Annotated in this window: 20 protein-coding genes; 5 read left to right on the top strand and 15 right to left on the bottom strand. The window is 72.8% G+C overall.

Annotated features, from left to right (window positions below):
• Window positions 1-142: 142 nt before the first annotated feature.
• The 7 genes from ACIO6U_RS20810 to ACIO6U_RS20780 all read right to left on the bottom strand — a co-directional run bounded on the left by ACIO6U_RS20810 (window position 143) and on the right by ACIO6U_RS20780 (window position 7956).
• Window positions 143-997, bottom strand: coding sequence for an amidohydrolase family protein (locus tag ACIO6U_RS20810; protein ID WP_401721119.1), 855 nt, complete (start codon window positions 995-997; stop codon window positions 143-145).
• Between the two features lie 4 nt (window positions 998-1001).
• The gene (locus ACIO6U_RS20805) at window positions 1002-1991 is read right to left on the bottom strand and encodes an aldo/keto reductase (RefSeq protein ID WP_401306721.1); all 990 of its coding nucleotides are present in this window, start codon (window positions 1989-1991) and stop codon (window positions 1002-1004) included.
• Window positions 1992-2019: 28 nt separating this feature from the next.
• Window positions 2020-3057 (bottom strand): ABC transporter permease, encoded by a 1038-nt coding sequence (locus ACIO6U_RS20800; RefSeq protein ID WP_188282963.1) that lies wholly within the window; start codon window positions 3055-3057, stop codon window positions 2020-2022.
• Window positions 3054-4640: a sugar ABC transporter ATP-binding protein gene (locus tag ACIO6U_RS20795; protein WP_401721114.1), complete on the bottom strand. Its 1587-nt coding sequence runs from the start codon at window positions 4638-4640 to the stop codon at window positions 3054-3056. Before ACIO6U_RS20795 ends, ACIO6U_RS20800 begins: the two co-directional genes overlap by 4 nt.
• A 3-nt stretch (window positions 4641-4643) precedes the next feature.
• Entirely contained in the window at window positions 4644-5681 is a 1038-nt protein-coding gene (locus ACIO6U_RS20790; RefSeq protein ID WP_355333054.1) for a sugar ABC transporter substrate-binding protein, read from the bottom strand.
• Window positions 5682-5824: 143 nt separating this feature from the next.
• The gene (locus tag ACIO6U_RS20785; RefSeq protein ID WP_401721111.1) at window positions 5825-6634 is read right to left on the bottom strand and encodes an SDR family NAD(P)-dependent oxidoreductase; all 810 of its coding nucleotides are present in this window, start codon (window positions 6632-6634) and stop codon (window positions 5825-5827) included.
• Entirely contained in the window at window positions 6631-7956 is a 1326-nt protein-coding gene (locus ACIO6U_RS20780; protein WP_355333059.1) for an L-fuconate dehydratase, read from the bottom strand. The genes ACIO6U_RS20785 and ACIO6U_RS20780 overlap by 4 nt, the downstream gene beginning before the upstream one ends.
• Window positions 7957-8237: 281 nt before the next feature.
• On the opposite strand from ACIO6U_RS20780, the gene ACIO6U_RS20775 reads away from it, so the two are divergent.
• Entirely contained in the window at window positions 8238-9353 is a 1116-nt protein-coding gene (locus ACIO6U_RS20775; RefSeq protein ID WP_401721108.1) for a PAC2 family protein, read from the top strand.
• A 59-nt stretch (window positions 9354-9412) separates the two neighbouring features.
• Here the strand turns inward: ACIO6U_RS20775 and ACIO6U_RS20770 are convergent, their stop codons facing one another.
• The 5 genes from ACIO6U_RS20770 to ACIO6U_RS20750 all read right to left on the bottom strand — a co-directional run bounded on the left by ACIO6U_RS20770 (window position 9413) and on the right by ACIO6U_RS20750 (window position 16248).
• Window positions 9413-12466, bottom strand: a complete 3054-nt coding sequence (locus tag ACIO6U_RS20770; protein WP_401721105.1) for an NPCBM/NEW2 domain-containing protein — start codon at window positions 12464-12466, stop codon at window positions 9413-9415.
• Window positions 12467-12589: 123 nt separating this feature from the next.
• A complete protein-coding gene (gene mshC, locus ACIO6U_RS20765; RefSeq protein WP_391048265.1) occupies window positions 12590-13819 on the bottom strand; it encodes a cysteine--1-D-myo-inosityl 2-amino-2-deoxy-alpha-D-glucopyranoside ligase in 1230 nt (409 codons plus the stop codon).
• Between the two features lie 117 nt (window positions 13820-13936).
• Entirely contained in the window at window positions 13937-14872 is a 936-nt protein-coding gene (locus tag ACIO6U_RS20760; RefSeq protein WP_401721102.1) for an SCO1664 family protein, read from the bottom strand.
• Window positions 14836-15426 carry a DUF3090 domain-containing protein gene (locus tag ACIO6U_RS20755; RefSeq protein WP_355333071.1) on the bottom strand — a complete coding sequence of 197 codons (591 nt, stop codon included), beginning with the start codon at window positions 15424-15426 and terminating at the stop codon, window positions 14836-14838. The genes ACIO6U_RS20760 and ACIO6U_RS20755 overlap by 37 nt, the downstream gene beginning before the upstream one ends.
• 102 nt (window positions 15427-15528) lie before the next feature.
• Entirely contained in the window at window positions 15529-16248 is a 720-nt protein-coding gene (locus ACIO6U_RS20750; RefSeq protein ID WP_391048270.1) for an MSMEG_4193 family putative phosphomutase, read from the bottom strand.
• 194 nt (window positions 16249-16442) lie between these two features.
• Here ACIO6U_RS20750 and ACIO6U_RS20745 point away from each other — a divergent pair, with 194 nt between their 5' ends.
• On the top strand, window positions 16443-17072 hold the full coding sequence (locus ACIO6U_RS20745; protein WP_355333075.1) for a hypothetical protein: 630 nt from the start codon (window positions 16443-16445) through the stop codon (window positions 17070-17072).
• Between the two features lie 201 nt (window positions 17073-17273).
• On the opposite strand, the gene ACIO6U_RS20740 is transcribed toward ACIO6U_RS20745, so the two are convergent.
• Complete coding sequence (locus tag ACIO6U_RS20740; RefSeq protein WP_401306699.1) at window positions 17274-18329, bottom strand: LLM class F420-dependent oxidoreductase; 1056 nt, start codon at window positions 18327-18329, stop codon at window positions 17274-17276.
• Window positions 18330-18577: 248 nt separating this feature from the next.
• On the opposite strand from ACIO6U_RS20740, the gene ACIO6U_RS20735 reads away from it, so the two are divergent.
• Both ACIO6U_RS20735 and ACIO6U_RS20730 read left to right on the top strand, forming a co-directional pair.
• Window positions 18578-19558 (top strand): aldo/keto reductase, encoded by a 981-nt coding sequence (locus tag ACIO6U_RS20735; RefSeq protein WP_355333079.1) that lies wholly within the window; start codon window positions 18578-18580, stop codon window positions 19556-19558.
• 337 nt (window positions 19559-19895) lie between these two features.
• The gene (locus ACIO6U_RS20730; protein WP_401721600.1) at window positions 19896-22157 is read left to right on the top strand and encodes a helix-hairpin-helix domain-containing protein; all 2262 of its coding nucleotides are present in this window, start codon (window positions 19896-19898) and stop codon (window positions 22155-22157) included.
• A gap of 227 nt (window positions 22158-22384) precedes the next feature.
• On the opposite strand, the gene ACIO6U_RS20725 is transcribed toward ACIO6U_RS20730, so the two are convergent.
• Window positions 22385-22993 (bottom strand): hypothetical protein, encoded by a 609-nt coding sequence (locus ACIO6U_RS20725; RefSeq protein WP_355333082.1) that lies wholly within the window; start codon window positions 22991-22993, stop codon window positions 22385-22387.
• Window positions 22994-23040: 47 nt separating this feature from the next.
• On the opposite strand from ACIO6U_RS20725, the gene ACIO6U_RS20720 reads away from it, so the two are divergent.
• Complete coding sequence (locus tag ACIO6U_RS20720) at window positions 23041-23229, top strand: DUF5703 family protein (protein ID WP_188283518.1); 189 nt, start codon at window positions 23041-23043, stop codon at window positions 23227-23229.
• Between the two features lie 120 nt (window positions 23230-23349).
• Here the strand turns inward: ACIO6U_RS20720 and chpH are convergent, their stop codons facing one another.
• Window positions 23350-23583 carry a chaplin ChpH gene (gene chpH / locus ACIO6U_RS20715; protein WP_355333084.1) on the bottom strand — a complete coding sequence of 78 codons (234 nt, stop codon included), beginning with the start codon at window positions 23581-23583 and terminating at the stop codon, window positions 23350-23352.
• Window positions 23584-23588: the final 5 nt, after the last annotated feature.

Below are 23588 nucleotides of genomic sequence, written 5' to 3'. Positions count from 1 at the left end.
CCCTCCGGGCGGGGTGGGGAGGGCGCGAGCCCTGTGCGTTCGCCCTCCGCGGGGCCTCGCTTTCCGCCCCGAGAACTCGGCCTGCCGCCCCGGCGAACGACCCGTCCGGGGCCGCGCCCCCGGGAGCAGGCGCTGCACTGGCTCAGGGGCCCGACGGGGGCAGGTTCAGGGCGTAGAGGCGAGCGGCGTTGCGGCCGAGGACGGCGTCGCGGGCGGCGGGGGTGAGAGGGGAGAGGGCGGCCTCGGCGAGGGCGACGACGGAGGAGTAATCGGCGGCGAGGGTGCACACGGGCCAGTCGGAGCCGAAGAGGAGCCGGTCGGGCCCGAAGGCGGCCAGGAGATGGCGGGCGTAGGGCAGCACGTCGGCGACCCGCCACCGGTGCCAGTCGGCCTCCGTGACGAGCCCGGAGAGCTTGCACGAGACGTTCGGCAGCGCCGACAGCTCGGTCATGGAGGCGGCCCACGGCTCCCAGCCTCCGCCGCCGACCGGCGGCTTGGCGCCGTGGTCGAGGACGAACCGCACCTCGGGCAGCGCCCGCACCGTGTCGATGGCGGCGGGGAGCTGGTCGACGGTGACGAGCAGGTCGTAGACGAGCCCCGCTGCGCCGACGGCGGCGAGGCCGGACCTGACGTCGGCGCGCGCCAGCCATCCGGGGTCGGCCTCGTCCTGGACCTGGTGCCGTATGCCGACCAGGGGTCCGAGGGCGACCAACGTGCCCAGGGTGCCGGGGAGTTCGGGCGAGGTGAGGTCGGCCCAGCCGACGACCCCGGCGACCCGGCCGCCGGAGTCGCGGGCGAGGGCGAGGAGTTCGCGGGTCTCGTCGAGCGAGGAGCTGGACTGGACGAGCACGGTGGCGTCGATCCCGTGCGCGTCCAGCAGTGGAAGGAGTTCCGCGAGGCGGAACGTCCGGGCGATGGGGTCGAGTTCAGCCCCGGTCAGCCACGGCTGGGGGCGCCGTTCGAGGTCCCACAGATGGTGGTGGGCGTCGATCCGCATCCGGTCAGGCCCCCTCGGCGGGAGCCCTGAGCGGCAGCGGCGCGTCCTTGTCCAGCAGCCCGCGGGCGACCAGCGCGTGCCAGAGCGCGTCCGGGATGTCGTACGAGAACAGCTCCGCGTTGTCGCGCACCTCGGCGGCGTTGGCGGCGCCCACCACGGCCGAGACCACCGAGGGGTGCGCGAAGGGGTAGCGCAGCGCGGCGGCGCGCAGCGGGACGTCGAACTCGGCGCAGACGGCGGCGATGTGCTGGGCGCGGGCCAGGATCTCCGCTGGCGCTTCGACGTAGTTGTAGTGTGCGCCGGGTCGCGGGTCGGCCAGCAGGCCCGAGTTGTAGACGCCGCCCACGACGACCTTCGTACCGCGCCGTTCGCAGGCCGGCAGCAGGTCGTCCAGCGCGGTGCGTTCCAGCAGCGTCCAGCGGCCCGCGCACAGCACGACGTCGACATCGAGGTCCGCGACGAGGCGGGCGAGGATGTCGCTGTAGTTCATGCCGAAGCCGATGGCCTTGACCACGCCCTGGTCGCGCAGGTCGGCCAGGGCGGCGAAGCCGGTGTCGTAGATCTCCGGCAGGTGGTCCTCGGGGTCGTGCAGATAGACGATGTCGACGGCGTCCACGCCGAGCCGTTCCAGGGAACCCTCCAGCGTGGCGCGGATGCCGTCGGCGGTGTAGTCCCACTCCCGCGCGCGGGCCGGGGAGTCGGTGAAGCCCTGGCCGTCCGGGGCCTCGCCCGGCCGCAGGTCGCGCAGCCTGCGGCCGACCTTGGTGGAGAGCACGTACGTGGAGCGGTCCCGTCCGGCCAGCGCCCGGCCGAGCCGTTCCTCGGACCGGCCGAGGCCGTAGTGCGGCGCCGTGTCGAGGTACACGGGCCCCGCGGCCCCCGTCTCGAAGGCGGCGGCCACGGTGGCCTCGGCCTCCTCCTCGGTGACGGCGCGGTAGAGGTTGCCCAGCGGCGCGCAGCCGAGGCCGAGCCGGGGCAGTACCGGTACGGGCATGGTGACGTTCTCTCCCTCGGGTATCCGGTCAGTCCTGCTTCTCGCCGCTCGCGAAGCGGGAGATGATCAGCGCGACGATGATGATCGCACCGTAGAGGAACTTGTCCCACAGCGGCGGCACACCGCCCAGCGTCGTGACGTTCACGACGAGTTGGAGCGCGACGACACCGGTCAGGGCGCCGAAGAGGGTGCCCTTGCCGCCGTTGAGGCTGACGCCGCCGATCACGGTGGCGGCGAAGACCTGGAAGATCCAGCCGTTGCCCTGGGTCGAGGAGATCGCGCCGTAGTGGCCGACGTAGAGCACACCGGCGAAGGCGGCGAGCAGGCCCGCGACGGCGAGGACGACCCAGGTGATGAGGTCGACCCGGATACCGGCCGCGCGGGCCGCCTCCTTGTTGCCGCCGATCGCGTAGAGCGCCCGGCCGTGCCGCAGATAGCCGAGCGCCAGGCCGCCGAGGACGAAGAGCACCAGGCAGATCCAGACCGCGGCCGGGGCGCCGAGCCAGGACGCGCCGCCGAGGTAGGAGAAGGACGCGGGCACCTCGACGATGGACTTGCCCTGGGATATGCCGTCCTGGAGGCCGCGGAGCATGGTCAGCATGCCGAGGGTGGCGATGAAGCCGTTGACCCGCAGTTTCAGGATCAGGAATCCGTTGAAGCCGCCGATGAGCACGCCCACCAGCAGGCAGAGCGGGATCGAGGACCAGCCGGGCAGCAGCCCGATGCCGTGGTAGGTGGCGGAGCCGGTGCTCGGCATCACCAGCCACATGGCGATCACGGGGGCCACGCCGATGGTGGACTCCAGCGACAGGTCCATCCGGCCGGAGATCAGGATCATCGCCTCGCCGAGCACCAACAGGCTCAGTTCACTGCACTGTTGGAGGACGCCGAGGAGGTTGTCGGAGGTCAGGAAGGTGGGCGACACGATGAAGCCGATGACGCCCAGCAGCAGGATCACCGGCAGCAGGGACAGGTCCCGGTAGCGGGTGAGCTGGATACGCGGCGCCGGCCGCCGGGTCTTGTCCGGTACCGCCACATCGGCGGTCAACTGACTGGTGTCACTCATTCCTCGGCTCCCTCGTCGCCGCCCGAGGGCAGCCCTTCCATGGCCGAGACCAGGTCCCGGTCGCTCCATCCGCTGCCGAACTCGGCGATCACCCGCCCGTGGAAGAGCGCGATCACCCGGTCGCAGACCCGCAGGTCGTCCAGTTCGTCGGAGACGATCACGGCGGCGTCGCCGCGGTCCGCGACGCCTCTGACCACGCCGAGCAGCGCGTCCTTGGACTTCACGTCCACGCCCGCGGTGGGCCGGACGGCCACCAGCACGCGCGGGTCGCGGGCCAGGGCGCGGGCGATGACGACCTTCTGCTGGTTGCCGCCGGACAGGTCGGCCACCGGCTGGGCCGGTCCCGAGGTCTTGATGTCCAGCGAGCTGATCATGCGCTGTGCGAATTCCCTGGTCCTGGACGGCAGGACCGTGCCGTACGGGCCGAGTTGGTCGGTCACGGTGAGGGTGGCGTTCTCCGCGACGCTGCGGCCGAGCACCAGGCCCTGCCGGTGCCGGTCCTCGGGTACGTAGCCGATCCCGGCGCCGAGCGCGTGCGGGACGCTGCCGGGGCGTACGGCCTTGCCCGCGACCAGGGTCCGGCCGCCGGTGGCCTTGCGCAGCCCGACCAGGGTCTCGCCGAGCGCGGTGTTGCCGCTGGCGGTGGCCCCGGCCAGGCCCAGCACCTCGCCGGGGCGTACGGCGAAGTCGATGCTGTCGAAGGCGCCGTCGAGCACGAGCCCTTCGGCGCGCAGGACGGCGTCACCGGTGTCCGCGGCGCCCTTGGAGACCGGCACCGACAGCGAGGTGGACAGCGCCTTGGACGCCGACTCGTCGGCCGACCCCCGTGCGTGCCAGGCCAGTTCGGTCTGCGCCGCCTCACCGGTCATCGCCTCGACCAGTTCCGCCTTGCTCAACTCGGCGACGGGCGCGGTCACGACATGGCGGGCGTCACGGTAGACCGTGACGGTGCTGCACAGGTCGTAGACCTCCTGGAGGTGGTGCGAGATGAACAGGAAGGCCACGCCCTGCTGTTGGAGGCCGCGCAGCTTGGTGAAGAGCCGCTCGATGCCCGCCGCGTCGAGCTGCGCGGTGGGCTCGTCCAGGATGATGAAGCGCGCGCCGAAGGACAGGGCCCGCGCGATCTCCACGAACTGCCCCTGCTCGACGGTGAGATCACCGGCGCGCGCGGTCGGGTCGACGTCGACCCCGTATTCGGCGAGCAGGTCGCGGGCCCGGCCGCGCAGCGCGGACCAGCGGATCCGGCCGCGGCCGAATCTGTTCAGGAACAGATTCTCCGCGACGGTCAGATCGGGGACGACCATCGACTTCTGGTAGACGCAGGCCACTTTGGACTGCCAGGCGGCGGTGTCGCCGGGCGCGGGGGCGGGCTTCCCGAGGAAGGAGACCCGCCCGGCGTCCGGGGCGTGCAGCCCGGTCAGCACGGAGACCAGGGTGGACTTGCCCGCCCCGTTGCGGCCGACGAGCGCGTGCGAGTCGCCGGCCGCGACGGTGATGCCCACCCGGTCCAGGGCCACGGTGGCCCCGAACCGTTTGACGATGCCCTCCGCGTGGACCGCGGGGGGCGGTACGGCCTCGGCCATGGGTCAGCTCTTCCCGAGCTGGTTGGCCCACAGGCTCGCGTCGTCCACGTTGTCCTTGGTGACCAGCGGGGCGGGGAGCTGGTCCTCGAGACCGTTGGGGATCTTGATGATCGTGGAGTCGTGGTCGGTCGGGCCCGGCTGGAAGGTCTTCCCGGCCAGTGCCTCCTTGGCGTAGTACAGCGCGTACTTCGCGTACAGGTCGGCGGGCTGGGAGATGGTGGCGTCGATCTGCCCGGCCTTGATGGCCTTGAACTCCTCGGGGATGCCGTCGTTGGAGATGATCGTGATGTGTCCGGGCGTGCCCGGCGGCTTGAGCAGGTTCTTCTGCTGGAGCAGCGCGAGGGTCGGCTGGAGGAAGACCCCGCCGGCCTGCATGTAGATGCCGTTCAGGTCCGGGTCGGCGGCCAGCGTGGTCTGGAGCTTGGCCGAGGCGGTGGCGCCGTCCCAGTTGGTGACCAGCGGGATCACCTTGATGTTCGGGAATTTGCTCTTCATGCAGGCGGCGAACGCCTCCGAGCGGTCGCGGCCGTTGATCGAGGACAGGTCGCCCTCGAACTCCGCGATCTTGCCCTTGCCCTTGAGCTGTTCGCCCAGGTACTCGCACGCCTTCGTGCCGTACGCCTTGTTGTCCGCGCGGACGACCATGTACACCGGGCCCTTGTCGGGGCGGGTGTCGACGCTGATCACCGGGATCTTCTTCTTGGCCATCTGCTCCAGAGTGGAGGCGATGGCGCCGGTGTCCTGCGGAGCCATCACGAGCGCCTTGGCGCCCTCGTTGGCGAAGCTCTGCACGTTCGCGACGAGCTTGCCGATGTCGTTCTGCGAGTTGGTGCGGGGCAGGGCCGAGACGTCACCGGCCTTGACGCCCTTTTCTATGTAGCTGTTGTACGAGTTCCAGAAGTCGCTGTCGGAGCGCGGCAGGTCGATGCCGACCTTGCCGGAGCTGCCCGCCTTGCTGTCGCTTCCCCGGTTGCAACCGGCGAGCGCGGTGACCGCGAGCAGTGCGGCACAGGCGGCCACGGTCGTTCTGCGCAGTCTCATCGTCGAGCCCTGCCCTTCGAATTGTGTGTCGGCTCTGCGGAGGATGTGGTGCGGGGGCGGTGCCTGAGGTGCGGAGGAGCTGAGGTGCGGAGGAGCTGACGTACTTGGGGACAACTGCCGTGCGCGGAAGCCGGGGTGGCGGCTCAGCTTCCGGCGGGGCGCAGGCGCAGTCCCTGCATTCCGCCGTCGACGGCGAGCGCGGTTCCGGTCACGCTCGCCGCGGCGGGACTCGCCAGGTAGACGATGGCCGCGGCGACCTCGTCGGCGGACACCAGCCGTCCCAGGGGCTGGCGTGCGTCGAGTGCCGCGCGCTCGGCGGCCGGGTCCTCGGCCTGGTCGAGGAGGCGGCCGATCCAGGGGGTGTCGGCGGTTCCGGGGTTCACGCAGTTGACCCGTACGCCCTCGCGTACGTGGTCGGCGGCCATCGCCAGGGTGAGGGCGAGCACCGCGCCCTTGCTCGCGCTGTACAGCGCCCGCTGCGGCAGTCCCGCGGTCGCGGCGATCGAGCAGGTGTGGGTGATGGAGGCGCTGCCCGGCCGGGCGGCGGCGGCCTCGCGCAGGTGCGGCAGGGCGGCGCGGGCGGTCCGCATCATGCCCATGACGTTGATGTCCAGCACGCGCTGCCACTCGTCGTCCGGGTTGTCCTCGACGGTGCCGATGGCGCCGATCCCGGCGTTGCTCACCACGATGTGCAGGCTGCCGAGTTCGGCGACGGCCGCGCCGACCGCGGCCCGTACGTCCTCGTCCGAGGTGACGTCGGCGGTGACGGGGACGGTGCCGCTCGGCGCGCCCGCGGTGTCGCGGTCGAGTACGGCGACGCGCGCGCCGCGGGCGGTCAGCAGCGCCGCGGTGGCGGCGCCGATCCCGGAGGCGCCCCCGGTGACGAGGGCGGTGAGGCCCGCGAGGTCCTGGGCGGCGGAGGCGGCGTGCGTCGGATCGGCGCTGGTGCTCATCGGGTCAGCTCCTGTCGGGCCTGTCGCGCCTGCCACACCGGGCCGTCCGGGTAGCGGTAGTCGGCGAGCGACTCCGGGACCATACGGGCGGAGAAGCCGGGCGCGGCAGGGGCGCGGTATCGGCCGTGGTCCATCACCACGGGATCGGTGAAGTGTTCGTGCAGGTGCGGGACGTACTCGATCACCCGGTTGTCCCAGGTGCCGGAGACGGCGACGTAGTCGAACATCGACAGGTGCTGGACGAGTTCGCACAGGCCCACGCCGCCGGCGTGCGGGCAGACCGGGACGCCGAATTTGGCGGCGAGCAGCAGGATCGCGATGTTCTCGTTGACCCCGGCGACGCGGGCCGCGTCGATCTGGACGAAGTCCACCGCGCCGGCCTGGAGGAGCTGCTTGAACACCACGCGGTTGGCGACGTGTTCGCCGGTCGCGACCGGCACCGGCTGGCCCGCGCGGATCGCGGCGTGCGCGAGGACGTCGTCGGGGCTGGTCGGCTCCTCGATCCAGTACGGGTCGAAGGGCGCCAGCGCCCGCATCCAGTCCACGGCGTCGGAGACGTCCCAGCGCTGGTTGGCGTCGACGGCGATCCTGATGTCGGGGCCGACCGCGTCGCGGGCCAGCCGCATCCGGCGCAGGTCGTCGTCGAGGTCGCCGCCGACCTTGAGCTTGATCTGCTGGAAGCCCGCGGCGACGGCCTCCTTGGACAGCCGGGTCAACTTGTCGTCGGAGTAGCCGATCCAGCCGGGTTCCGTGGTGTAGGCGGGGTAGCCGCGACGGCGCAGTTCCGCGGCGCGCTCGGCGCGGCCCGGCTCGGCGCGGCGCAGGATCTCCAGCGCCTCGTCGCGGGTCATGGCGTCGCTGAGGTAGCGGAAGTCGACCATGTCCACGAGCTGTTCCGGGCTCATCCCGGCCAGCAGTTCCCAGACCGGCAGCCCGGCCCGGCGGGCGGCCAGGTCCCAGGCGGCGTTGACCACCGCCCCGGCGGCCATGTGCATCACGCCCTTCTCCGGGCCGAGCCAGCGCAGTTGGGAGTCGTGGGTGAGCAGCCGGTAGAAGCCGCCAAGATCACCCGTGACACTGTCCACCGAGCGGCCGACCACGTAGGGTCGCAGTGTCCTGATCGCCGCGGCGACGACGTCGTTGCCGCGCCCGATCGTGAAGCAGAGACCGTAGCCCGCCAGGCCGCCGGGCGAGTCCGTACGGAGCATGACGTAGGCGGCGGAGTAGTCGGGGTCGGGATTCATGGCGTCCGAGCCGTCGAGCTGCTCCGAGGTCGGAAAGCGGATGTCGTACACATCGACCTCGGTAATGGTCGGACTCATGCACACCCCCGTCGTGAGACATCGGATCTTTTCTTGATGATCCGATGTATAGCGGCGCGCGGGGCCGGAAGTCCAGGGGCGGGCCAAACTTTGTGGGGCAACAGATCGGATGTCTCACCTGGTGGCGCTGCCGGTGACTCATCGGGGGCCGCGCTGGGGATCATCCAGCTACGAGAACCACGGCACCGGCCTCGGTACGCCGTAGGCTGGTGCCGCACGTGCAGGAACAGCAGCCGGTACGGGGACGGCACCGCTCCCCTCCGGTCGGAAGGAGGCGCTGGGTGATCGAGCTCGAGGGGGTACCCGAGCTGATCGACCCGGTCATGGTGGCCGCGTTCGAGGGCTGGAACGACGCCGGGGACGCCGCCTCGACCGCGGTCGGGCACATGGACCGGGAGTTCAAGGGCGAGGTCTTCGCGGCGCTCGACGCCGAGGACTACTACGACTTCCAGGTGAACCGCCCCACGGTCTGGATGGACGCCGGGGTACGGCGGGTCGTATGGCCCACGACCCGGCTCTCGGTTGTCAGGATCACGACGCCCAAGCCCCGCGACCTGGTGCTGGTCCGCGGGATCGAGCCCAGCATGCGCTGGCGCTCGTTCTGCAACGAGATCCTGGGCTTCGCCCACGAGCTGGGCGTCGAGATGGTCGTGGTGCTGGGCGCGCTGCTCGGCGACACCCCGCACACCCGGCCGGTCCCGGTCACCGGGGTGACCTCGGACCCCGACCTGGCGACGACGCTCAATCTGGAGGAGTCGCGCTACGAGGGGCCGACCGGCATCGTCGGCATCCTCCAGGAGGCGTGCACGCACGCGGGCATCCCCGCGGTGAGCCTGTGGGCGGCGGTGCCGCACTATGTGTCGCAGCCGCCCAACCCCAAGGCCACCCTGGCGCTGCTCAACCGCCTCGAGGACCTGCTCGACCTGCGCATCCCGCAGGGCGAGCTGCCCGAGGACGCGCGCGCCTGGCAGGTCGGCGTGGACCAGCTCGCGGCCGAGGACAGCGAGGTCGCGGAGTACGTCCAGACGCTGGAGGAGGCGCGGGACACCGCGGAGCTGCCCGAGGCGTCGGGTGAGGCCATCGCCAAGGAGTTCGAGCGCTATCTGCGCCGCCGCGACCCGCAGGCCGGGGAGTACGCGAGCGAGGGTGACGGCGGGGTGCCGCAGTTCCGGGACCGTGCGCAGTCGCCGCGGCTGGGCCCGGACAGCGGGGCGGGCGCGGGCACGGACACCGATACGGACGACGGCGCCGACAAGGACGCCGCAGCCGAGGCCGAGGCCGACAGCAAGGCCGACCGCAAGGCCGCCCCCGACGCCGACACGGAGACCGAGGCCGCCAAGGACGGGGAAGGCGACTTGGACGCCCCAAACGGGGACGGGGACGGCCGCGAGGAGTAGACCGCGCGACGGACGGGAGTGAGGGGGAGCGCCGCGCGCACCCCCTCACCCTCAACCGGTCACGCGCAGTGGAACCGCGCCCCCGCCCAGTCCCCGTGGTCACCGCTGAGTGACGTCGCCGCCGGGGTGATCTTCAGATGGACGTGCCGGGCCCCGGTCACCGGTACCGACACCGGCACGGTGGCGGACGCCCCGGTGAGCACGGGCGAGGTCCACAGCGTGACGCCGTCCGCGACGACGGAGAAGGTCACCGAGCCGTAGCCGTCGATCTCGTCGTCGATGCCCACGTCCGAGGTGAACACCGAGCACCGGCCGCCCAGGTACACCTCGACGTCGGAGGCCGCGTGCGCCCCGATGCCCTTGGCGTACGTAATCCCGTCCAGGGTCAGCGTGTGCCCGTCGGCCGCGCCCGACTCGCCGTTGCTGCGGTCGCGTTCCGGCGGCCCCCAGCCGTTGGTCGAGGTCAGCCAGGTCAGATCCCCGGCATACGTGTCGGCCGTCGGCGGCGCGGGCATCGCCGCGACCGCGAACGGCTGGACGGCGACCCGGCCGGGCGCCGACGACAGGTAGTCGGCCCGCGCGGTGAGCACGGCCTGTCCGGCCGTGACCCCGGCAGGCGGTGTCACCGAGAAGCGCAGCCGCTTGGTGTTCCCCGCGGTCAGCACGGGCACGGTCTGCGGCGCCGACACCTTCCAGCCGTCCGGCGCCCGGAGCGAGACCTTGGCGCCGACCACCGGCAGCTTGCCCGCGGTCAGGTCCACGGCGACGTCGGAGGCGACCCCGGCGCCGGTCTCCTGGCCCGCGGGCGCGGAGACCACCGCGGCCGAGCCCGGCACACGTCCGCCGAGCGCGCTGGAGCCCGCCAGCCTCAGCCGGAACGCCTGCGCGGTGGACCGGGTCGCGGTCTTCACCCGGACCACTCCCCCGCGGTCGGCGGGGTCGTACCACCAGCCCTGCGTCGCCTTGTCGAAGGCGGCCTCGGTGCCCAGCCGGGGCAGCACCTTGCTGTCGAGCAGCACCGCGCCGGGCGCGTCACCGGTGTGCAGGGTGAACGCGTACGGCCGGGCGGTCTGCTTGCCCCGGAAGTCGCCGACGCTCGCGCCGACGTCCACCGTCACCTCGCCCGCGCCGGACTTCGGCGCGGTGACCGTGACCTTCTGCCGCGCGTACTTCCCCGCGCGGCTCTGCCGGGTCACGCCGTCGTCCTCGTAGAGGGTGAAGGACGAGGTGCCCTGCGGGTAGACGTCCCAGGCCACCGGGGAGTCGGCCGTACGGTCCCGGTACGACCTGATGCCGGGCCACATCGGCACGGCGGCACCGGCCTTGACGAACAGCGGCAGGGTGCCCAGCGGCGCGCTGTAGCCGTCGACCGTGGTCGGCCCCTGGTAGATCCGGCCGGTCCAGTAGTCGGTCCAGGTGCCCTTGGGCAGGTAGATGCCGTCGCGCACCGCGGAGTCCTCGTAGACCGGCGCGACCAGGAAGTCCTGCCCGGACAGGAACTCGTACTTCGCCGCGTCGGTCGCCGCCACCGGGTCGTCCGGGTACTCCAGCGCCAGCGGGCGCACCGCGCCGACACCGGTCCTGTTCGCCTCGGCCGCGTAGCTGTACATGTACGGCAGCAGCGACTCCTTGAGCTTGAGGTACTGGCGGTTGATCGAGGTGTACGGCTCTCCGTACTGGTAGGGCTGCTTGTCGTTGGCGGCCCAGCCGTCCATCGTCATGACGGCGGGCAGGAAGGACTTCCACTCCAGGTCGCGGGTGTACGTGTCGGCGCTGCCGCCGAAGATGCCGTCGATGTCGCCCGAGGTGTAGGCCAGGCCCGACATCGTGGCGCCCGCGTAGGTCGGGATCTGCCAGCGGATGTAGTCCCAGGTGCCGTACTGGTCGCCGGACCACTGCACGCCGCAGCGCTGCGCGCCCGCCCAGCTCTCCGGTGCCCAGGTGAAGCCGCGGGCGTCGCTGTTGTCCTCGATGCCCTGGTAGGCGTCCTTGCAGCCGTCCAGCGCGTGCTTGTAGCCGTCGCCGACCCAGGCGACGTCGAGCTTGGCGACCCGCTGGCCCGCCTTGACCTGGTCGGCGAGCTTGTCCAGGCCGTCCTCGGTCCACAGGCCGAGCTTCATGTCCTGCTTCGCCAGGCCCGCCGACGTCTCCGGCAGGTTCTCGTACCCGCAGCCGTAGCCGTCGTTGACGAGCATCCAGCCGTTGGGCATGTCGTTGGCGGTGTAGTCGGCGGCCACGTCGAGCGCGTCGAGGGTGTGGCGTTCGCCGCGGTTGGCGTTGTGCAGGTAGCAGTCGGAGTCGCCCGGCTCCAGGCCGTAGACCGGGGGCAGGAAGGGCTTGCCGGTCAGCTTGGTGTAGTCGCCGATCACCCTCTTGGCGTCGCCCGCGAAGTAGTAGGCGTCGAAGCGCTGTTCCTCGGCGCTCGCGGTCACCGGCTCGCCGAAGCTGTAGGTGTTGGGCGCGTAGGTGTTGCGGAAGACGCCGTATCCGGCCGTGGAGAGGTAGAACGGCACGGAGTTGGGGTGCCCGCCGTCGTTCCAGTTGCCGTCCACGCCGACCTGGACGGTCTGGCCTCGGTGCGAGGTGTTGCCGCGGCCGTTCTGCATGCCGCCGCCGTAGAACTGCTCGGCCGCGCCGCGGTCGAGGGTCTGGGTGGTGCTGTCCTTGGTCCAGCTCAGCGGCTTCGTCTCGGACCAGACCCGGGTGCCGTCGGCCCGGTAGAGGGCGAAGCGCAGCGGCGCCTTGTAGGCCCGCAGCGTGACGGCCGAGGTGCTCAACTCGTAGGCGTCGCCCACGTCCTTCCAGCGCGTGGCGGGCGGCGCGCCCTGCGGCAGGACGATGTCGTCGCCGGTCGGATCGGTGAAGGCGCCGTCCGGGGCCAGTTCGATACGGAAGGTGTCGGCCGACACGAAGCTGACCCGGGCCAGGGCCTGACCCGCGTGCAGCCGGTAGACGGCGCCGGCGTGGTCGAAGCCGGTCACGTCCCCCACGGAGGTCTCGGCGGTCGCGGTGGGTGCGGCGGCCTGCGCGCCGCCGGGTCCCGTGAATGCCATGAGCAGACCGAGCACGGCTGCACCGACCAGCGCCACTCTAGTGCGCACTCTTGTTTGCATGAAGCGTGTTTAGCGCAAAATCGAGCATGGGACCATGGGCGGAACGGAAGCGGAACGGAAACCGCCCTCGGACTCCGGACGAGTCCAAGGGCGGTCACGGGTGGGGCGGTTGGGGTGTGCGGGCTACAGCGCGACTCCGAGCAGCGCGTCCACCGTGCGCGACACCAGGCCGGGCGCGCCGGTCTCGGTGCCGCCCTCGGACTCCTGCGCGGCGGCCCAGCGGTCCACGGCGGCCAGGGCGCGCGGTGCGTCGAGGTCGTCGGCCAGCGCCTCGCGGATCTCTTCGAGCAGCGCGTCGGCGGACGGCCCGTCCGGCCGGGAGACGGCGGCCCGCCAGCGCGCGAGCCGCTCGACCGCCTCGGCGAGCACGGAGTCGGTCCACTCCCAGTCGGCGCGGTAGTGGTGGGCGAGCAGCGCGAGCCGGATCGCCGCCGGGTCGACGCCGTCGCGGCGCAGCGTGGAGACGAAGACCAGATTCCCCTTGGACTTCGACATCTTCTCGCCGTGCAGCGCGACCATCCCCGCGTGCACGTACGCCTTCGCGTACGGGTACTCGCCAGTGAGCGCCTGGGCGTGCGAGGCGCCCATCTCGTGGTGCGGGAAGGCCAGGTCGGAGCCGCCGCCCTGGACGTCGAAGCCCATGCCGAGGTGGTCGAGCGCGATGGCCACGCACTCGATGTGCCAACCGGGGCGGCCGGGGCCGAGCGAGCCGCCGTCCCAGCTCGGCTCGCCCTCGCGGGCGCCCATCCACAGCATCGGGTCCAGCGGGTTCTTCTTGCCCGGCCGGTCCGGGTCGCCGCCGCGCTCGGCGGAGAGCGCGCGCATCGTGGCGGCGTCGAGCCCGGAGACCTTGCCGAAGTCGGGGTCGGCGGCGATCGAGAAGTACGTGTCGACGCCGAGTTCGTACGCCGCGCCCGCGTCCCGCAGCCGCTCGATCAGCGGGACGATGCCCGGAATGGCCTCGACCGCGCCGATGTAGTGGGCGGGCGGCAGCATCCGCAGCGCGGTCATGTCCTCGCGGAACAGCGCGGTCTCCCGCTCGGCCAGCTCGACCCAGTCGACGTCGGTCGCGTTGGCCCGCTCCAGCAGCGGATCGTCGATGTCCGTGACGTTCTGGACGTACTCCACCTGGCGCTTCGTGTCGAGCCACACGCGCTGCACGAGGTCGAACGCGTTGTACGTGGCCGCGTGCCCCAGGTGAGTGGCGTCGTAGGGGGTGATCCCGCAGACGTAGATCCGGGCCACCGGGCCCGGATCGATCGTCAGCGGCCCACCGGTCGCGGTGTCGTGGAGACGGAGTGCGCGTCCAGTGCCGGGAAGGGCGGGGACGTCGGAAGCGGGCCAGGCATGCATGTCATGAGATTAACCGTGCAGACGACTGGCAAACGAACCGGAGCTGGGGCAATGCCGGACGAGGCGGCTCGGGCGCGCTGCCGGAACGCTCTCCCGGACGGCCCGGAGCGCCCCGCTTCAGACCGGCGGCCAGGGGATCGACGGCCACTCGCCGCCGGGCTCGGGATGCACTCCCGACCGCAGCAGCCGCTCGGTCCTGGCCCGTACGGCGGCCGTCTCCGCGGGGGTGATCAGCTCGGCGAGCCGGTCGCCGAGCGCCCCCGACAGCTCCGCCTGGAGCTTGCGCAGTACGGCCACGGCCTCGTCCGGCAGCGGCTCGCCCGCCCAGCCCCACAGCAGGGTGCGCAGCTTGTCCTCGGTGTGGAACGTCACTCCGTGGTCGATGCCGTAGAGCCGCCCGTCGGCGGTCTGGAGCAGGTGGCCGCCCTTGCGGTCGGCGTTGTTGATGACGGCGTCCAGCACGGCCAGGCGGCGCAGGCGTATGTCGTCGGCGTGCACCAGCAGGGCGGTGCGGCCGTTCTCCAGCCGGGCCTCGACGACGGGCTTCCAGCCGGGGGCGGGCTCGGTGTCCTCGGTCAGCCCGAAGAGCTCCGACTGCGCGGGGCCGGCGTCGGCGTCGGTGTCGGAATTGGTGTCGGCGGCGGCGTCGGGGGCCTCGTCGGGGCCGGCTTCCGTATCCGTATCCGTATCCGTACCCGAATCCGTGTCCGCGGTCAGGTCCGGCGGGTCGATCCAGAGCTGGACCATGCCCTCGCCGTACGGTCCGTCGCGCAGCACGGTGGGCGGCACCAGGCCCCAGCCGGTCGCCTCGGAGACCAGGTACGCGGCCACCTCGCGCTGGGCCAGGGTGCCGTCGGGGAAGTCCCACAGCGGGCGTTCCCCGGCCACCGGCTTGTACACGCAGGCGAGCGCGCGGCCCTCGTACTCGGTCTCGCAGAACAGCACGGCGTTGGAGGCGTCGCGCACCTGGCCGCGCACGGTCAGCTCGCCGTGGACGAGGGCCTCGGTGCCGGGGCTCAGGCCGACCTCCGGTACCCGTTCTGACGCGGGCATACGTGTCCTTCCGGGTCCAGGGGGAGGCTGCACAGCGGGCACGGCGGGCGCCCCGCGGAGACCACGTCGAGCGCGCGCTTGGCGAAGGAGCGGGCCTGGGCGCCGGTCAGCAGGACGCGCAGCAGCGGCGGGCCGTTCTCGTCGTCCTGGAGCAGCTCTTCCTCGGCCGCCTCCAGGTCGTCCTCGTCCTCACCGGACAGCTCGACCAGCGCCTGCGCCTCGATGACCATGCGCTCGTGGGCGCCGTCCCAGGCCAGGGCCATGGTGCCGACCCGGAACTCCTCCTCGACGGGGGCGTCCAGCGGGGCGGAGTCGGCCAGTTCCGCGGGGGCGACGGCGGGCACCGAGGCGTTGCCGCCCGACCTGCGCACCACCTCGTCCAGCAGCTCGTCCACCCGCTCGGCGAGCGCCGCGACCTGCGTCTTCTCCAGCGCCACGCTGGTGGTCCTGCCCGCCGCGGTGGCCTGGAGGAAGAAGGTCCGCTGACCCGGCTGGCCGACTGTCCCGGCCACGAAACGGTCCGGCTGCTCGTAGAAGAAGACCTGACGGGGCACGTCCCGCTCCGTTATCTCGACTGAATCGCTGCTTTGGCGCGATGCGTTCTGGTGGCATTCACTGGTTCCACTGCCGGTCCCCCACCCTACTGCGGAAGCTGATCACAGGGCGCCGGTGGAGCCTCCGACGACCGCGTCGTCCTCGTTGCCCTGCGCCTTGTCGTGCGGCTTGTCCCGCGGCGGGGGCGGGATCAGCGGGGTCAGGTCGCCGGTGTCGCCGAGGCGGAGCAGGAAGGGGCGGTACGGGGTGTAGCGGATGACGGTCACCGAGCAGGGGTCGGTGCTGATCCGCTGGAAGAGGTCCAGGTGCATGCCGAGCGCGTCGGCGGCCAGCGACTTGATGATGTCGCCGTGCGAGCACACCAGGTACAGCGCGTCGGGCCCGTGCTCGGCCTCGATCCTGGCGTTCCAGTCCCGTACGGCGTCCACCGCGCGGGCCTGCATCGCGCGCAGCGACTCGCCGTTCTCACCGGGGAAGACGGCCGCCGAGGGGTGCCGCTGGACGGTCGCCCACATCGGCTCCTCCGCCAGTTCTGCCAGCTTGCGGCCCGTCCAGTCGCCGTAGTGGCACTCGCCGACCCGCTCGTCGGTGTGCAGCGGCAGCTCGGGGCGCGTGTCGAGCAGCGGTCCTACGGTCTCCTGGCAGCGTTGCAGCGGACTGCACACGACGGCGGCGAGCGGCAGTGCGGCGAGTCGGGCGGCGAGCACGGTCGCCTGGGCCCGGCCGGTGTCGTCCAGGGCGACGCCCGGACTCCATCCGGCCAGCACTCCGTCGGCGTTGGCGGTCGACCGGCCGTGCCGGACAAGGATCACGGTGGGCATGTCCGCCACCGTAACCCTTCCGCCGCCGACCCGTTGTGCTGGGTGACGGCCGTGGCGGGGAAGATCCCCCCGAGCCCCCACCACGGCCGCTGAATTCCCTGCGATCCACTGCCCCCGGCCTAGCCCTCGCCGACTTGCCTCATAGGTAAGGTCTAGGGGTCGGGGGGCCCTTCAGTTTTCGGGCAGCAGTCGGGATGGCGAAGCAGGTGGAGATGTTCAGCAAGGCGACGAGGAGCCGTCCGAGCGCGCGCCGGAGTGGTCCGGCCGGCTCTGACTGGTCTCCGTACGGCCGCCTGGAGGACGCCGCCGACGCGTATTTCCTGCACGCGGACGTCGCGCTCGACGCCATCGAGGGTGTGCTGGGCCGCCGCCGCGTGCGCGGCTTCACCCTGGAGCGGGTGGTCGACCTGACCGAGGCGGGCACCTCGGTGTGGCAGGAGGCCGCGGTGTGCGACGGGCGGCGGCTGATCCTGTGGCACAGCGAGGAGTTGGCGGACGACAAGGCGCCGGGCGGCACCGTACTGGACTCGTCGGTGCAGGTGCTGCCGCTGGACTCGATCGGGCACGTCGGGATGCGCACCCTGGTCGGCCGCGACGAGGGCGGGCAGCGGATCGACCGCGGGGTCTATCTGGTGCTGGCCACCGCGATGCCGCACGAGATGAGCGCGGTGCAGGCCGACCCGGACTCGCCGCTGCCGGTCGCCTCCGCCAAATTCCGCCCCGAGGCGTTCCGTTTCAGCAAGTCCCTGGACGACGGCGGCGCCGGGCAGATAGCGCGACTCATCGCCTTCGGGCGGCTGTTGGGGCGGCTGGTACCGAGCTGAGCGCGGCGCTGGGCCGGGCCGTCATGAGGACGGGCTGAGCCGGGCCGTCATGAGGACGGGCGCTGGGCCGCGTCGAGGCGGGCGCCACGCACGGCCCCGCGCGCGTCGAGCGGCACGGGGCCATGACCGGCCCATCGGACCGACATCGGCACGGGGCCGTGGCCGGCCCACGTCGGGCCGACCCGTCGTCACGTCCTCGCCTTACGCCCCCGCGAGCCCGGCCCGCTCCAGCGCCTCGACGCCCGCCCGTACGCCCGCGATCCGCTCGTCCCGCGTGAATCCGGCGGGCGTGATGTTGAGCGTGGTGACCCCGGCGTCGGCGTACTCGCGCAGCCGGTCCGCGATCCGGTCGACCGTGCCGAGCAGGCAGGTGGAGTCGATGAGGTCCTGCGGCACGGCCGCCCCCGCGCCGTTCTTGTCGCCCGCCAGGTACTTGTCCTGGATCTCGGCGGCCTCCTTCTCGTACCCCATGCGCCGCGCGAGCTGGTTGTAGAAGTTCTGCTTGCGGCTGCCCATGCCGCCGACGTACAGCGCGGTGTACGGGCGGAAGATGTCGGCCAGCGCCGGGACGTCCTCGCCGAGGGCGAGCGGCAGGGTCGGGCTGACGTCGAAGCCGTCCAGCGTCAGGCCGGCCTTCTCGCGCCCGGCCCTGATGTGCCGCAGCGCGGTGTCCTCCAGGTGCGCGGCGGACGGGAAGATCAGCAGGGCGCCGTCGGCGATCTCGCCGGTCTGCTCCAGGTTCTTCGGGCCGATCGCGGCGATGTAGAGCGGGATGTGCTCGCGCTCGGGGTGCACGGTGAGCTTGATCGGCTTGCCGGGGCCGCCGGGCAGCGGCAGCGTCCAGTGCTCGCCCTCGTAGCTCAGCCGCTCGCGGGACATCGCCTTGCGGACGATCTCCACGTACTCGCGGGTGCGGGAGAGCGGCTTGTCGAACTTGACGCCGTACCAGCCCTCGGAGACCTGCGGGCCCGACACGCCGAGGCCGAGGCGGAACCGGCCGCCGGACAGCGAGTCCAGGGTCGCGGCGGTCATCGCCGTCATCGCGGGGGCACGCGCCGGGATCTGGAAGATCGCCGAGCCGACGTCGATCCGCTCGGTCTGCGCGGCGACCCAGGAGAGCACGGTGGGGCCGTCGGATCCGTACGCCTCGGCGGCCCAGCACACGTCGTAGCCGAGCCGGTCCGCCTCCTGGGCGACGGCGAGGTTGTCCGCGTCCATCCCGGCGCCCCAGTAGCCGAGGTTGATCCCGAGCCGCATACCGCTCCTCTTTCCGCCGCCGTGTCGTCGCTGTCGCGTCGTCGCTCTCGCGTCCGTCGCTCTCGCGTCCGTCGCTGTCAGGTCTTCGCTGTCAGGTCTGCGCTGTCATGTCACCGCCGTCGTCCGCCGACATACTGGCGAGTAACGTCGTTGTACCTCCGGACTGTAGCGCCCCGCCGCGGCACGGGGCCCTGTCAGGTACGTCACTGCCGCCCATTCGGCCGGTGCGGGCAGTAATCTCAGCGCCCATGGAGCATAGGCACCTGGGCCGCACCGGGTTGCGCGTGTCCCGACTCGGTCTCGGCACGCTCACCTGGGGACGCAACACCGGCGAACGCGACGCCGCCGACCAGCTCAAGGCGTTCTGGGACGCCGGGGGCAGCCTGGTCGACACGGCGGACGTGTACGCCGACGGCGGCGCCGAGTATCTGCTCGGGCGGCTGATCGAGGATCTCGTGCCCCGGGCCGATCTGGTGATCTCCACCAAGGCGGGCAGCGTGCCGGACCCCGACCGGCGGTTCGACGCCTCGCGCGGACACCTGCTGTCCGCGCTCGACGCGTCCTTGCAGCGGCTGGGCACGGACTACGTCGACCTCTGGCAGGTGCACGCCTTCGACCCCGGTACGCCCACGGAGGAGACGCTCCAGGCGCTGGACATCGCCGTCAGCTCCGGCCGCGCGCGCTACGTCGGCGTCTCCAACTTCTGCGGCTGGCAGCTCGCCAAGGCCGCCGCGTGGCAGCTCGCCGCGCCCGGGCGGACGCCGCTGGCCAGTACGCAGATGGAGTACTCGCTCCTCCAGCGGGGCGTGGAGCGCGAGGTGCTGCCCGCCGCGATCGACCTCGGGGTCGGCCTGCTGCCCTCCTCGCCGCTCGGCCGCGGTGTGCTCACCGGCAAGTACCGCAACGGCACGCCGCCCGAGTCGCGCGGCGGCTCCGACGACATGGCCGCCTTCGTCGCCCCCTACCTCGACGAGACCGCCCGGCTCATCGTGGACGCCCTCGCGATAGCGGCCGACGGCCTGGCGGTCTCCCCGCTGCACGTCGCCCTCGCCTGGGTACGCGACCGGCCCGGTGTCGCCGCCCCCATCCTCGGCGCGCGCAACGCGCAGCAGCTCATCGCCTCGTTGTCAGTGGAGGCGCTTACGCTTCCGGAAGAGATCTGCCTGGCGCTCGACGACGTGTCAGCACCCCTGCACCGCTATCCGGACCACGACTGGAGCACGCTCTGAACGGCACGCAAGCCTCCCGCCGGTCCACCACCCCACGGAGGCCGCAGTGACCGAGTCCCCCACTCCCCCGCCGCTGGGCGCCCCCGCCGAAGGCCCGGCGAACCCACCGGCCGCCGCGGACGGGCCGTCCTCCGGGGGCGGCTCGCGGACGGCCCCGCAGGAGCAGCCCACGGGCACGGCGTCCGCCGCGGTGCCGGGGAGCCGTGCCGCCGCCAAGCCGGTCGCCGACGTGGCCGCGCTGGCCGCCGCCGTCCGCTCGATCGAGCGCGGCGACAATCCGGCGGCGCCCGCGCCGCGCGGTGACGCGGCCGAAGCCCGCCGCAAGCGGCGCGAGGCGATGGCGGCGGAGGCCGCCACCATGCAGGCCGCGGAGGCGGCGGAGGTCGGCGCCGGTGCCCCGGCGGGGACGGACGGCGCGGACGGCGGGCCGGAGGCCGACGCGGAGGCGACAGACGACGCCCAGTCGTCCGTGGAGGCGACGGAGGGGAGCGGGGACGAGGACGGCGCCGAGGAGCCGTCAGGGGCCGGAACGGAGGCGTCCGAGACGGGAGTTACGGCCCCGGACGCCGGGGCGGACGGACCCGCGTCGGGAGCCACGGGTCCTGCCACGGGGCCGCGGCCGTCCGCCGGGGCTGACGCGCCCCAGAGCGGAGTCACAGGTCCCGGCGCCGCGCCGCAGGCATCGGCCGGGGCCGACGGCCCTCAGGACGGGCGCGAGGGCCACGGCGCGGCTCCGGCGGCCTCCGGGGCGGGCGCGGCGGCCGGTGTCGAGGCGCGGCCTCGGGCCGGCGCGGGCGCGGCGTCCGGCGGCGGGGCGGCTTCGGCCGGGGCGCGGGTGCGCGAGGGCGGCTTGCGAAAGGCGGCCGTTGATCCGGCGGCCGTCGCGGCGGCGAAGGCCGTGCTGGAAGAGGGCGGCGCGCCAGGGGAGTTGGCGGAGGCGGCGGTCAGAGCGCTCGGGGAGCGGGCCGGGGAGGCGCTGCGGGAGGACCCGTGGCTGGTGCTCGGCCTGCCCGGCGTACGGGTGGAACCGGCGGACACCTTCGCCCGCGCGCTGCTCGGCGCGCGGTGCCGCCCGGACGACGAGCGGCGGGCGAACGCGCTGGTCGGCTGGCTGCTGGAGCGCGCCGCCGAGAAGGGGCACACAGCCCTGCGGTCGGCAGAGCTACAGGCGGAGCTGGCGGCCCGCGCCGTACCGGACCCGGCGGCGGCCGTGGCCTCCGCCGTGGCCGACGGCCAGGTGCTCGTCTTCCCCGAGCACCCCGCGCGCCCCGCGACGGCCTCGGAGGCCGCGAGCGAGGAGGAGGACGAGGGCGAGGACGGCGCGGCGGACGTACCGCTGCTGATCGGTCTCGACCGGTACGCGCTGGCGGAGGAGAGCCTGGCCGACGGCTGTGTGCGGCTGCTGCGCTCCTTCGAGGGCGACCACGGCACGGACTGGGAGAAGGCCGCCGCGGGCGCGCCGTCGAAGTCGGCGGCGGAGCTGATCAGGGCCGCCGCGGGCAGCGGCCTGGTCGTGCACTCCGGCGGCGAGGCGGCCCGCGAGGAGCCGACCGCCCTGGTGGCCGCGGCGCGCGCGGCGGGCCTGCGGGCGTACGCCGCCGCGTACACGGCGAACGGCAGGCGGCGGCTGGCCGAGGCCCTCGGCGAGGACGCGGCCGTGACGGTCGAGGCACTGCTGGCCGGTACGCAGGGCCCCGGCAGGTCCGGCGACGGCGCCCTCGCCCTGGACCTGCTCGCGGTGCTCGACGCCCAGCAGTTGGGCATCGAGGAGGCCGCCTCGCTGGTGGAGGCGGTGCCGGACGGCGCCCGGCTGGTGTTCAGCGGCGACGAGCACGCGATGTGGTCGGCGGGCCCCGGTCTGGCCTTCGCCGACATGCTGGCCGCCAAGTCCTGCCCGCGGGTCGCCTCCCGCACCCCGGACCCCGGCCCGATCGGCGAGCTGGTCTCGCTCATCGGCATCGGCGAACTCGCCCCGGTCGAGGCCCCGGACAAGGAGGTCGTCGTCGTCCCCGTACGCGACCCGCGCGAGGCCGTGCACCGTACGGTGCAGCTCGTCGCCGACTCCGTACCGCGCGCCATCGGCGTACCGGCGGAGCGGACCCAGGTGATCACGCCGGGGCACGGCGGCGCGGTCGGCACCCGCGTGCTCAACGCGGCGCTCAAAGAACGGCTGAATCCCGGCCCCGGCCGCTTCGCCGGTTTCGACCCCGGCGACCGCGTCGTCCACGTGCCGGTCCCCGGCCGTACGCTGCCCGGCACGGTCGTCGGCGCGGAGCCGGACGGACTGCGGCTGGAGTGCGAGGACGGGCCGGTGCTGGTGCCGCGCGCGGACGTGGCGACGACCGTACGGCACGCCTGGGCGATCACCGGGCACCAGGCGGCCGGGATGCGCTGGCCCGCGGTCGTGGTGGTCGTACCGGGCGACGCGGGGCCGCTGCTCACCCGGTCCTGGGTCTACACGGCGTTCGCGCGCGGCGAGCGGCACCTGTCGGTCGTCCAGGGCGCCGATCAGGGCCTGGCCCAGGCCGTGGCCGGTCCCCAGGCCGCGCCGCGCACGACCCGGCTGGTGACCGTGCTGCGGGAGCTGGCCGCCGACTGACGGGCGGCGCGGTCCCCGTACGGCTCAGCCGCCGCCCACCACTTCCCCGGCGGCTCCGTACGGCTCAACCGCCGCCCACCACCTCCCCGGCGGCCCCGTACGGCTCAACCGCCGCCCACCGGCCCGGCGCGCCCGTACGGTCCCGTCCCGCCGCCCACCGGCTCCGGACGCGCCTGGGGGCGGACAGCGCCCGCTGTCCGCCCCCTCCTGGCGCTCGGGCGACCCGCTCAGTCCGGGTCGAGCACGCTCAGCTCGTCGTCGAAGACGGCGCTCACGTCGAAGCGGCAGATGACGAGCTGCGGGTCGGCCTGCTCGAAGGGCGCGTCCAGCCACTCCCCCGGTTCCGCGGCCTCCGGCACGGCCGACACCCACACCGTGGAGTCGCCCTCCTCCAGGCCGAACTCCTTGTGGCGCTGGGCGATCTCGTCCGGCTCGTACTCGCCGAAGATCACCCCGACCGCCGCGTTCACCGTGGCGTCCGCCGCGCCGTCGCCGTCATCGGCCCTTCTGGCCTGCGCGAACAGCCGGGAGGGCTCAACGATCGTGTAGTCGCGGCGGATCAGCACACTGATGGCCTCCGGGTCCTCGGGACCGGTGTACTCCGGCAGCGAGTCGCCCGCGGGCACCTCGAAGGGAGTCACCTCGTCGTAGGTGTCGTACAGCAACTCGTCATACGACTCGGCGGCCGAAGCCAGCGACTCGAACGCCGCGTAGACGGCGGGATCGTCTTCGCCCGTACGGTTCTCGATCGCCTCGAGGTGGCGGTCCAGCGCGGCCTTGACCGCCTCGACAGCGGCTCGGACCTCGGCAACGGTGGGCTGCACGTCATCAGACATGAGGCAGACGCTATCCGCACCGGGGCGTTGCCCGCACAATAGATGCGATGCCGGAATACGAATTCAGAGAGATGTACGTCGCACGCGGGGTCTCCCGCAAGGACGCGACACGACTGCTCACGGACGAGGCCGAGTACGGGCACTGGGAACTGGACCGGGTGCGCCTCTACCCCGACGGCAGCCGCAGGGTGCGGTTGCGCCGCCGGATCATCCGCCAGGTGCGGGCCACATGGTGAGACGCGCGACGGTGGGACGCGGGGTCCGCCGCAGACACGGCCCGGCCCCGGAGCGCGGCATACGCGCTTCCGGGGCCGGTTCCGACGGTTCGGACCACAGGGGTTCCGAACGCCTTCGGACTACTTGTTGACGCAGTAGTTGCCGAAGGCCGGGTTGAGCAGACCGATCACGGAGACCGTGTTGCCGCACAGGTTCACCGGCACGTGCACGGGGATCTGGATCAGGTTGCCGGACAGCACACCGGGCGACTGCACAGCGGCGCCCTGGGCGCCGGAGTCGGCGACAGCCATGCCCGCACCCGCGAGCACGAGACCGCCGGTGACAGCCGCAGCGGCTACGACCTTCTTGATCATTTTCT

This window comes from Streptomyces sp. NPDC087422, from assembly GCF_044744145.1.
Classification (GTDB): Bacteria; Actinomycetota; Actinomycetes; order Streptomycetales; family Streptomycetaceae; genus Actinacidiphila.
The sequence above is the reverse complement of the archived record's forward strand: the minus strand, read 5'-3'. Positions and strand labels throughout refer to the sequence as shown.

What these genes read in the sequence shown, in the direction of transcription:
- ACIO6U_RS20800 (WP_188282963.1), bottom strand. Translation starts at nt 3,057, where the DNA reads ATGAGTGACACCAGTCAGTTGACCGCCGATGTGGCGGTACCGGACAAG.
- chpH (WP_355333084.1), bottom strand. Translation starts at nt 23,583, where the DNA reads ATGATCAAGAAGGTCGTAGCCGCTGCGGCTGTCACCGGCGGTCTCGTG.
- ACIO6U_RS20790 (WP_355333054.1), bottom strand. Translation starts at nt 5,681, where the DNA reads ATGAGACTGCGCAGAACGACCGTGGCCGCCTGTGCCGCACTGCTCGCG.
- ACIO6U_RS20760 (WP_401721102.1), bottom strand. Translation starts at nt 14,872, where the DNA reads ATGCCCGCGTCAGAACGGGTACCGGAGGTCGGCCTGAGCCCCGGCACC.
- ACIO6U_RS20750 (WP_391048270.1), bottom strand. Translation starts at nt 16,248, where the DNA reads ATGCCCACCGTGATCCTTGTCCGGCACGGCCGGTCGACCGCCAACGCC.
- ACIO6U_RS20770 (WP_401721105.1), bottom strand. Translation starts at nt 12,466, where the DNA reads ATGCAAACAAGAGTGCGCACTAGAGTGGCGCTGGTCGGTGCAGCCGTG.
- ACIO6U_RS20730 (WP_401721600.1), top strand. Translation starts at nt 19,896, where the DNA reads ATGGCGGCGGAGGCCGCCACCATGCAGGCCGCGGAGGCGGCGGAGGTC.
- ACIO6U_RS20740 (WP_401306699.1), bottom strand. Translation starts at nt 18,329, where the DNA reads ATGCGGCTCGGGATCAACCTCGGCTACTGGGGCGCCGGGATGGACGCG.
- ACIO6U_RS20780 (WP_355333059.1), bottom strand. Translation starts at nt 7,956, where the DNA reads ATGAGTCCGACCATTACCGAGGTCGATGTGTACGACATCCGCTTTCCG.
- mshC (WP_391048265.1), bottom strand. Translation starts at nt 13,819, where the DNA reads ATGCATGCCTGGCCCGCTTCCGACGTCCCCGCCCTTCCCGGCACTGGA.
- ACIO6U_RS20795 (WP_401721114.1), bottom strand. Translation starts at nt 4,640, where the DNA reads ATGGCCGAGGCCGTACCGCCCCCCGCGGTCCACGCGGAGGGCATCGTC.
- ACIO6U_RS20785 (WP_401721111.1), bottom strand. Translation starts at nt 6,634, where the DNA reads ATGAGCACCAGCGCCGATCCGACGCACGCCGCCTCCGCCGCCCAGGAC.
- ACIO6U_RS20745 (WP_355333075.1), top strand. Translation starts at nt 16,443, where the DNA reads ATGGCGAAGCAGGTGGAGATGTTCAGCAAGGCGACGAGGAGCCGTCCG.
- ACIO6U_RS20725 (WP_355333082.1), bottom strand. Translation starts at nt 22,993, where the DNA reads ATGTCTGATGACGTGCAGCCCACCGTTGCCGAGGTCCGAGCCGCTGTC.
- ACIO6U_RS20720 (WP_188283518.1), top strand. Translation starts at nt 23,041, where the DNA reads ATGCCGGAATACGAATTCAGAGAGATGTACGTCGCACGCGGGGTCTCC.
- ACIO6U_RS20735 (WP_355333079.1), top strand. Translation starts at nt 18,578, where the DNA reads ATGGAGCATAGGCACCTGGGCCGCACCGGGTTGCGCGTGTCCCGACTC.
- ACIO6U_RS20805 (WP_401306721.1), bottom strand. Translation starts at nt 1,991, where the DNA reads ATGCCCGTACCGGTACTGCCCCGGCTCGGCCTCGGCTGCGCGCCGCTG.
- ACIO6U_RS20810 (WP_401721119.1), bottom strand. Translation starts at nt 997, where the DNA reads ATGCGGATCGACGCCCACCACCATCTGTGGGACCTCGAACGGCGCCCC.